Raw genomic sequence first — 8,782 nt, 5'->3', positions numbered from 1 at the left:
CGCGCGGGCGCGCGCCCCCGGCCCGCGCCCCCCGCCGGGGCGGGGGCGGCCCCCCCCCGCCCCGGGGGCCCCCGGGGCCGGGGGGGGGGGGGGGGCCGGGGCGCCCCCCCCCGGCCCTGGGCCGGACGGCTGTGGCCGATCGCCCAGGACCGTCCGGCCGCCACCGGGCAAGCAATCGTTGGGAAGTCGGTAACGGCCGTTCAAGAAGCCCGTTGCGACCGGCCGACCCGGTGGGGCGTGCCACGTACAGTTCGGGCATGACCGATCCGAACGCCGCGTCGCGCCCCACTCAAGCCGTCATCCTCGCCGGTGGCCAGGGCTCCCGGCTGCGCCCGTACACCGACGACCGGCCCAAACCCATGGTCGAGATCCCCGGCACGGGCACCCCGATCATCGGCCACCAGCTCTCCTGGCTCGCCGAGGAGGGCGTCACCGACGTGGTGGTCTCCTGCGGCCACCTCGCCGACGTCCTGGAGAAGTGGCTGGACACGGCCGACCTGCCGCTGCGGGTCAACACCGTCGTGGAGCCCGAACCGCTCGGCCGCGGCGGCGGCCTGAAGTACGCGGCGGCCCGTCTCCCCCACCCGGACCGGCCCTGGTACGCCACCAACGGCGACATCTGGACCCGTTTCTCGCTGCGCGAGATGGCGGACTTCCACACCGAGCGCGACGCCGTCGCCACCCTGGCCCTGGCCCGGCCGCGCATCCCCTGGGGCGCCGTCCAGACGGACGGCTTCGGCCATGTCACGGACTTCATCGAGGCCCCGCCGTCGACCTTCGAGATCAACGCGGGTGTCTACGTCTTCTCGGCCCAGTTCGCCGGACTGCTGCCCGAGCGCGGCGACCACGAGCGCACCACGTTCCCGCATCTGGCCCGCGAGCGCCGCCTGGCCGGCTTCCCGATCCCGCACGGCGCGTACTGGCGCGCCATCGACACCGCGAAGGACCTGACGGAGGCGGCGAAGGAACTGGCGGCGCTGGGCCGCCGCTGACGGCGCGCGCGGCCGGTCCACCGGGCGCCCCGCCCGCCCACACCGGGCGAGACCCGACGGCCGGCGACGGCCCCACTGACGGCCGCCCACGGCCGCCCACAACCGAGACGGGATCTCCACCGGACGGTCCCCGCGGCGGTCCGCCGAGCGCCCCCGGCCGGGTCGCCGTCCGCCGGTCGCCGTCCGTCGGTCAACGTCCACCGGTCAACGTCCACCGGTCGCCGTCCGTCCGGCCGTCCGGCGTGCCGTCCCACCGCCGGAGCGCGCACGGTACGTCGAAGGGGTCCGGCACCACTGAAGGTGCCGGACCCCTGTCGTACGTTCCTGCCGTACGTTCCTGTCCCGCGCCCGCGGCGGGCGCGGTGGGCGGTGTCAGCCGAGCAGGCCGCCGACCAGATGTCCGCCGCCACCGGACTGGCCCGAGCCGGACGAGCCGGAGCCGCCGCCGTCCGAGCTGCCCGAACCGGCCGTGCTGCCCGCACCGCCGCCGGAGCCGCCGGTCGAACCGCCGCCCGAGCCACCGGCTTGCGTACCGCCGGCGGTGGGGCCCGCGGTGGTGGCGGGGGCCTGGCCGACCGGGGAGTTCCGCTGTGCCGGTGGCTGGCCCACGGTGCCCTGGGTCTGGCTCGGCGCACCGCCCACGGCGGCACCGGACGAGCGGGCCGCGCCCGGGGTCGTCGCCGCACCGGACGGTCCGGCACCGGCCGTGGCGCCGCCGCTCGGCGCACTGGACGCCGACGGGCTGGTCGACTGCCGCAGACCGGGGTCGTCGTCGGGCAGCGGCGCACCGGGCACGTTGTTGCGCGGCGCCTCGCCCGGACCGGGCACGACCACCCGGCTGGAGTCGCGCACGGCACCGCCGAGCAGGGAGCCGACGAGCAGGGTGAGCCCCACGGTGACGACGGTGACGAGGGCACCGCGGCGCAGCACGTAGCGGCGCAGCGCCCAGATGTCGGAGCGGGGCCCTAGGGTGCGCCAGGCCCGGCCGGCCAGCCTTCCGTCCACCGAGTAGACGGGCGCACCGGCGATGACCAGCGGCGACCAGGCGGCCAGGTAGATGATGTCGGGCGCGTCGTAGGCGGGTACGGTCTTCCAGCTGACGGTGACGATGAGCGCGGCCGAGAGCCCGGCGCCGACCACCGCGGCGACCCGCTGCCAGCAGCCCAGGACCGTGAGGACGCCCACGACGACCTGGAGGAAGGCGATGACCAGACCGGAGCCGACCGGGTGCTGGAGGGCGAACTGGCGCAGCGGCTCGGCCACGTCCCAGGGATGCAGGGTGTTGAGCCACTTCACCATCGAGCCGCGCTTGCCGCCGTCGAAGTAGACGGGGTCGCAGAGCTTGCCCATGCCGGCGTAGACGGAGATGAAGCCGAGGAAGATGCGCAGCGGGAGCAGCACGACGCCGAGGTTCATCCGGCGGCCCGGGTAGTAGGCGTGCCGCGCCGGGTCGTCGCCGTGGCGCTTGCCCGCGGCCTCGCCGTCGGCGCCGGCCGGCTCGTCGAAGTCCTCGAACTCGTCGAACTCCGCGTCGGCGTAGCCGGGTTCGTCGTACGCGCTGCCGACGGTCCGCATGTGCGGCAGGAGTCTGGTCTCGCCGGTGCCGGGCGGCGTGCGCTGGGGGCCGACCACGGGGGTCTCGGCGGTCCGTGTCTGGTCGAAGCCCGCGTAGCCGTCGTAGCCGTCGTAGCCGTCGTATCCGGTGTGGTCGGGGTAGCCGGTGTCGATGCGCGGGATGACCTGGGTGGCCGCTCCGGCGTCGAAGGACGGCTCGTCGGCGTGCCGGACGCCGCCCCGCACCGCCTGGAGCAGCCGGTGGCCGCCGGTGTCGTCGGGGGCCAGCCGGCCGCTCCAGACGACCGGGCGGCGCCGCGGCGCGGCCGGGCCGCGGGCGGGATCCTGGGCGGCGCCCAACTGCCCCGCCACACGCGGGGATTGGCTACGCCGTGTCGATGCGCCCAGCTGCACGCGGAAGCTCGCGTGATTGACGATGACCTGCGCCGGATCGCTCGGCACCTTCACCATGCTCAGCGCGGGAGCGTCGTCGTATCCCGACGAACGGTCCCCCGTGGGTGTGCGGGGTGTTCTGGTGTCCACACTCATCTAACCGAGTGACATGGGGTTTGGACACTGTCATGCCCCGTCGGATCTGTCCGGACCGCGTCAAGCTTGTCCAGGACGACGGAATGGCACCGGAATTAACCCGTGTGAGTGGACTGACGCACGTGCGTTCAGGCCCGGCGGCGTGCCGTCTCGTACAGCACGATGCCGGCCGCCACACCCGCGTTCAGCGACTCGGCGCCGCCCGGCATCGGGATCCGGACCCGGAAGTCACAGGTCTCGCCGACCAGCCGGGACAGGCCCTTGCCCTCGCTGCCGACGACGATCACGACCGGGCTCTCCAGGGCCGCCAGGTCACCCAGCTCCACGTCCCCGTCGGCGGCGAGACCGACGACCACCATCCCGGCCTTCTTGTACGCCTCCAGGGCACGGGTCAGGTTGGTGGCGCGGGCGACGGGCGTACGGGCGGCCGTACCGGCGGACGTCTTCCAGGCGCCCGCGGTCATGCCGGCCGCGCGGCGCTCGGGGACGACGACGCCGTGCCCGCCGAAGGCAGAGACCGACCGGACGACGGCACCGAGGTTGCGCGGGTCGGTCACCCCGTCGAGGGCGACGATCAGCGGGTCCTCGCCCGCGTCATACGCGGCCGCGGCCAGGTCCTCCGGGTGGGCGTACTCGTACGGCGGGACCTGGAGCACCAGACCCTGGTGGTTGAGGCCGTTCGTCATCCGGTCCAGCTCGGGCCGCGGGGCCTCCATGAGGTTGATGCCACCGCGCTCGGCGACGAGTTGCAGTGCCTCGCGGACCCGCTCGTCGTTGTCGATGAACTGCTGGACGTAGAGGGTGGAGGCGGGCACGCCCTCGCGCAGCGCCTCGACGACCGGGTTGCGGCCGACGACCAGTTCCGACGTGGACCTGCCGCCGCCGCGGCGCTGCTGCGGACGGCCCTGCGCGCGGCGGGACTTCGCCGCGGCGGCGCGCTGCTTGGCGTGCCCCTTGCGCATCTCGGCGGGCGGGGTCGGCCCCTTGCCCTCCAGGCCCCGGCGCCGCTGGCCGCCACTGCCGACCTGCGCGCCCTTCTTGCCGGACATGCGGCGGTTGTTCGCGGCCATGACCCACTACCCGTCTGTTGAAGCGTCGTACGTGTGAAGCGTCGCACGAATGTGTGTATGTCTGTCTGGTGCAGTGTGCCCGCCCGCGGACGGGCGGGTACCGGTCGGCCCCCGGGACGGCTCCACCGGTCCCGGGCGCCGGGCGGACTCAGCGCGGAGCGAGGCTCCAGCGCGGGCCCTGCGGGCTGTCCTCGATGACCAGGCCGGTCTGGTTCAGCTGGTCGCGGATGGCGTCCGCGGTGCCCCAGTCCTTGCGGGCGCGGGCGGACTCGCGCTGGTCGAGGACGAGTCGTACGAGGCTGTCGACCACGCCGTGCAGATCCTCGCCGCGGTCGCCGCCCTCGCCGACCCAGTGCGCGTCCAGCGGGTCGAGGCCGAGGACGCCGAGCATGGCCCGCACCTCGGCGAGCCGGGCCACGGCGGCCTCCTTGTCGTCGGCGGCGAGGGCGGAGTTGCCCTGCCGGACGGTGGTGTGCACGACCGCGAGTGCCTGCGGGACGCCGAAGTCGTCGTCCATCGCCTCGGCGAAGGCGGGCGGCACCTCGGCCGCGGGCTCGACGACTCCCCCGGCCTTCTCCACCACCCGCTGCACGAAGCCCTCGATCCGCGCGAACGCCGACTCGGCCTCGCGCAGCGACTCCTCGCTGTACTCGATCATCGAGCGGTAGTGCGGGGTGCCGAGGTAGTAGCGCAGCACGATCGGCCGCCACTGCCTGACCATCTCGGAGACGAGCACCGAGTTGCCGAGCGACTTGGCCATCTTCTCGCCGGCCATGGTCACCCAGGCGTTGTGCACCCAGTACTGCGCGAAGTCGTCGCCGTACGCCTTGGCCTGCGCGATCTCGTTCTCGTGGTGCGGGAAGATCAGGTCGAGCCCGCCGCCGTGGATGTCGAAGGCGCTGCCCAGGTACTTGTGCGCCATGGCGGAGCACTCCAGGTGCCAGCCCGGACGCCCGCGTCCCCACGGCGTCGGCCAGGTCGGCTCGCCGGGCTTGGCGGCCTTCCACATGGCGAAGTCCCGCGCGTCCCGCTTGCCGGTCTCGCCCGCGCCGGCCGGCTGCTGGAGGTTGTCCAGCTCCTGCCGGGACAGCTCCAGGTACTGCGGGAAGGACCGTACGTCGAAGTAGACGTTGCCGTCCGCCGCGTAGGCGTGCCCGCGCTCGATGAGGCGCTGCATCATCTCGACCATCTCGGGCACGTGGCCGGTGGCGCGCGGTTCGTAGGTCGGTGGGAGGCACCCGAGGGCGTCGTAGCCGTCGTTGAAGGCGCGTTCGTTCTCGTACCCGATCGCCCACCAGGGCCGGCCCTGCTCGTGCGCCTTGGCGATGATCTTGTCGTCGATGTCGGTGACGTTCCTGATGAACGTCACCTGGTAGCCGCGGTACCGGAACCAGCGGCGCATGATGTCGAAGTTGAGGTACGAGCGGATATGCCCGATGTGCGGTGCGGCCTGCACGGTGGCGCCGCACAGGTAGATCGAGACACAACCCGGCTTGAGCGGGGTGAAGTCACGGATCTGCCGAGCGCTGGTGTCGTACAGGCGAATGGTCACCACTCCAGGGTAGTGGGCGCGGGCCAGTGCCTCGCGCCCGTTCCGCCCAAAGGGCATGCATTCGTGATGTCGTCCCGGGCCGGGCGGCGGGGAGCGGACGAGCACCGTCGCCCGGCCCGCGCGGGAGTGGACGCCGGCCGGGCGGAGCCGCCCGCGCGGGCCGGAGCCCGCCGGTGCGGGAACGCCTGCCGGGGTGCGGTCACGTGCCGGCGGGCGGACGCCTGCCGGTGCGCGGTCACATGCCGACGACCCGGCGCGGGGTGACCCGCACCACCACCCGCTCGGCGTCCCGCACCGAGTCCGGGGCGAACTCGGCGTACTTCTTGCCCGTGTACTTCAGGCTGAGTTCATCGATGAGTTCCTGGCCGCCCTCGGTGGTCAGCTCCGCGCTGCCGCGGATCTCGGCGTACTCGTAGGGCGAGTCGGGGTCCTGCACGACGACGCTCACCCGGGGGTCCCGGTCGAGGTTCAGCTTCTTGCGGCGGTCGACCGTCGTGGAGATGAGGATCTGGTCGCCCTCCCGCTTCACCCACACCGGGGACAGCTGCGGGCTGCCGTCGGGCTGGACGGTGCCGAGCACGACGAAGACGGGGCTGTCCAGCAGGGCCTTGAGCCGGTCGGGCAGGGCGACGGACATGACGGGGGTACCTCCTGGTCGGCGACGACTCTGCCCGTACCCTCGCACGCCCTCAGTCCACCCGCACGACCAGGGCCGTGGCGATGGCCATCAACCCCTCGTCCCGGCCCGGGAAGCCCAGGCCGTCGGTGGTCGCACCGGAGACCGTGACCGGGGCCCCGGCGGCGTCCGAGAGGATCTTCTGGGCCTCGTCGCGGCGCTTGCCGATCTTGGGGCGGGACCCGACGACCTGTACCGCGACATTGCCGATGCGGAAACCGGCGGCGCGCACGATACGGGCCGCCTCCGTCAGCAGGGTGACCCCGGAGGCGCCGGACCACTCGGGGCGCCCGGTGCCGAAGTGCTGCCCCAGGTCACCGAGGCCGGCGGCGGAGAACAGCGCGTTGCACGCGGCGTGGGCGACGACGTCCGCGTCGGAGTGGCCGGCCAGCCCCGGGCCCTCGCCCTCCCACTTCAGGCCCGCGCACCACAGCTCGCGGCCCTCCTCGAAGGCGTGGATGTCGGTGCCGATGCCGACCTGGGGCAGCGGCACCGCCGGCCCGGAGACCGTCGGGTGCCGGTCAGAAGCCATCGTTGAGCCTCCTGCGGGCCAGGACCGCCTCGGCGAGCACCAGGTCCAACGGGCGGGTGACCTTGAACGCCTCCTCGTGGCCGGGGACCACCACGACCCGCTCGCCGAGCTGCTCCACCATGCTCGCGTCGTCGGTCACGTCGCCGGTGACGGTCTCGTGGGCCCGCACCAGCGTCCGGCGGTCGAAGCCCTGCGGCGTCTGCACCGCCCGCAGCCGGGCCCGCGCGGGCGTGGCCACCACCGGTTCCGGAGCGCCCGGCTCGGTGGCGGGCTCGACCTCCTTGACGGTGTCGGCGAGGGGCAGCGCGGGCACGACGGCGTGGGCTCCGTCCCGTACCGCCTCGATCACCGCGTCCACGGTGTCCACCGGCACCAGCGGGCGGGCCGCGTCGTGCACGAGGACCACGCCGTACTCGGGCGGCAGTGCGTCGAGCCCGAGCCGTACGGACTCCTGGCGGGAGTCCCCGCCAGGGACGACCAGGAAGTCCGTCCGCCCGCCGCTGCCGCCGGGGATGCCGCCCCCGGGCAGGCCGTGCGCGTCGAGCAGCGACTTGACCTCGGCGGCGCCGTCCGGCGGGGCCACCACGACCACGAGGGAGACGGCCCGGGACGCGGCGAGCGCGCGGGCCGCGTGGATGAGCATGGGGGTGCCGTTCAGCGCGCGAAGCGCCTTGGGCGCGCCCGGACCGAGGCGTACGCCTTTGCCGGCGGCCGGAATCACGGCGGCGACCAGGGGCGGCGCGGGGGAAGGACGCGAAACGTCAGACATCGGTTCCTGTCAGGTTTGTGTGCTCGGCCTACGTGGGTATGGCCTGGACGAGTGCCGGGCGCGACGCCTTGACCGGACCCTTCCGTGACACCGGTCGAGCCAGCTGCCCGGGCCCGGCACGTCAAGTATCCGGGGTCGTGGGTGGTGTGTGTCGGGGCTTTCCCCGAGGCGGTCGGGGGGATTTCCGATCGGGGGGTTCATCGTGGGTTCCGAGTCGTAGTCGTACGGCGGCCGAGGACGTGGCGACAGTCCGGGTCCATGACGGTCAGTCCGGGTCCATGACGGTCAGGGACATTCCGGGACGTCCACGCCACTCCCGGGACGTACGGGGTTCGTGTCGGGGGCCGGCCGCGCCCGGGGATGGACATGCCGCAGCGCCCGGCGACGGAAGACCGTCATCGGGCACCGCGGCATTCACTGTGCTGAGCTGAGCGGGCGTCGCCTGCCTGGGGTCAGGACGCGAGGACCTCGTCGAGCAGGGTTTCGGCCTTGTCCTCGTTGGTGTTCTCCGCGAGGGCGAGTTCGCTCACCAGGATCTGGCGGGCCTTGGCGAGCATGCGCTTCTCACCGGCGGACAGTCCGCGCTCACGCTCGCGACGCCACAGGTCGCGCACGACTTCCGCGACCTTGATGACATCGCCGGAGGCGAGCTTCTCCAGATTTGCCTTGTATCGACGCGACCAGTTCGTGGGCTCCTCGGCATACGGCGCGCGCAGCACCTCGAAGACCCGGTCCAGCCCGTCCTGACCGACCACATCACGCACGCCCACGAACTCAGCATTGTCCGCTGGCACACGCACCGTCAGGTCACCCTGGGCGACCTTCAGCACCAAGTAGGTCTTGTCCACGCCTTTGATCTGACGAGTTTCGATAGCCTCGATCAGCGCGGCCCCGTGATGGGGATAGACCACGGTGTCGCCAACCTTGAACGTCATGTGACAGGTACCCCTTCCGTGGCTATCCAGGGTAACACGGATACGGCGTCTTCTGAATGGCGTTTTCGCAGGTCAGGGCATATCTCGGGGCTTGACAACTGCGACAGGGACGTGCTTCACAAGGCCACCGGAAGCAGGTATTCGCAGGTCGGA

Annotated in this window: 8 protein-coding genes; 1 reads left to right on the top strand and 7 read right to left on the bottom strand. The window is 73.0% G+C overall.

Annotation, left to right across the window (positions count from 1 at the left end; translation table 11 throughout):
• The first annotated feature begins 257 nt into the window (after positions 1-257).
• On the top strand, positions 258-992 hold the full coding sequence (locus tag ACFC09_RS30540) for an NDP-sugar synthase (RefSeq protein WP_376533572.1): 735 nt from the start codon (positions 258-260) through the stop codon (positions 990-992).
• Positions 993-1,364: 372 nt separating this feature from the next.
• On the opposite strand, the gene ACFC09_RS30535 is transcribed toward ACFC09_RS30540, so the two are convergent.
• From ACFC09_RS30535 to ACFC09_RS30505, 7 genes are all read right to left on the bottom strand, one after another.
• Complete coding sequence (locus ACFC09_RS30535; protein WP_376533571.1) at positions 1,365-3,095, bottom strand: DoxX family membrane protein; 1,731 nt, start codon at positions 3,093-3,095, stop codon at positions 1,365-1,367.
• Between the two features lie 128 nt (positions 3,096-3,223).
• Positions 3,224-4,165 (bottom strand): 23S rRNA (guanosine(2251)-2'-O)-methyltransferase RlmB, encoded by a 942-nt coding sequence (rlmB, locus tag ACFC09_RS30530; RefSeq protein WP_376533570.1) that lies wholly within the window; start codon positions 4,163-4,165, stop codon positions 3,224-3,226.
• A 148-nt stretch (positions 4,166-4,313) separates the two neighbouring features.
• The gene (gene cysS, locus ACFC09_RS30525; RefSeq protein ID WP_376533569.1) at positions 4,314-5,717 is read right to left on the bottom strand and encodes a cysteine--tRNA ligase; all 1,404 of its coding nucleotides are present in this window, start codon (positions 5,715-5,717) and stop codon (positions 4,314-4,316) included.
• A gap of 235 nt (positions 5,718-5,952) precedes the next feature.
• A complete protein-coding gene (locus ACFC09_RS30520; RefSeq protein WP_376533568.1) occupies positions 5,953-6,354 on the bottom strand; it encodes a PPOX class F420-dependent oxidoreductase in 402 nt (133 codons plus the stop codon).
• 52 nt (positions 6,355-6,406) lie between these two features.
• The gene (gene ispF, locus ACFC09_RS30515; protein WP_376533567.1) at positions 6,407-6,925 is read right to left on the bottom strand and encodes a 2-C-methyl-D-erythritol 2,4-cyclodiphosphate synthase; all 519 of its coding nucleotides are present in this window, start codon (positions 6,923-6,925) and stop codon (positions 6,407-6,409) included.
• On the bottom strand, positions 6,915-7,694 hold the full coding sequence (gene ispD, locus ACFC09_RS30510; protein WP_376533566.1) for a 2-C-methyl-D-erythritol 4-phosphate cytidylyltransferase: 780 nt from the start codon (positions 7,692-7,694) through the stop codon (positions 6,915-6,917). The genes ispF and ispD overlap by 11 nt, the downstream gene beginning before the upstream one ends.
• A gap of 452 nt (positions 7,695-8,146) precedes the next feature.
• The gene (locus ACFC09_RS30505; protein WP_010472787.1) at positions 8,147-8,629 is read right to left on the bottom strand and encodes a CarD family transcriptional regulator; all 483 of its coding nucleotides are present in this window, start codon (positions 8,627-8,629) and stop codon (positions 8,147-8,149) included.
• Positions 8,630-8,782 lie beyond the last annotated feature (153 nt).

The sequence above is a fragment of the Streptomyces sp. NPDC056161 genome (assembly GCF_042268025.1).
Taxonomy (GTDB): Bacteria; Actinomycetota; Actinomycetes; order Streptomycetales; family Streptomycetaceae; genus Streptomyces.
Note: the sequence above shows the minus strand (reverse complement) of the source record. Positions and strands in the feature narration are given on the sequence as shown.

Coding starts and splice junctions, on each gene's coding strand:
- ACFC09_RS30540 (WP_376533572.1), top strand. CDS start 258: ATGACCGATCCGAACGCCGCGTCGCGCCCCACTCAAGCCGTCATCCTC.
- ACFC09_RS30535 (WP_376533571.1), bottom strand. CDS start 3,095: ATGAGTGTGGACACCAGAACACCCCGCACACCCACGGGGGACCGTTCG.
- rlmB (WP_376533570.1), bottom strand. CDS start 4,165: ATGGCCGCGAACAACCGCCGCATGTCCGGCAAGAAGGGCGCGCAGGTC.
- ACFC09_RS30520 (WP_376533568.1), bottom strand. CDS start 6,354: ATGTCCGTCGCCCTGCCCGACCGGCTCAAGGCCCTGCTGGACAGCCCC.
- ispF (WP_376533567.1), bottom strand. CDS start 6,925: ATGGCTTCTGACCGGCACCCGACGGTCTCCGGGCCGGCGGTGCCGCTG.
- ispD (WP_376533566.1), bottom strand. CDS start 7,694: ATGTCTGACGTTTCGCGTCCTTCCCCCGCGCCGCCCCTGGTCGCCGCC.
- ACFC09_RS30505 (WP_010472787.1), bottom strand. CDS start 8,629: ATGACGTTCAAGGTTGGCGACACCGTGGTCTATCCCCATCACGGGGCC.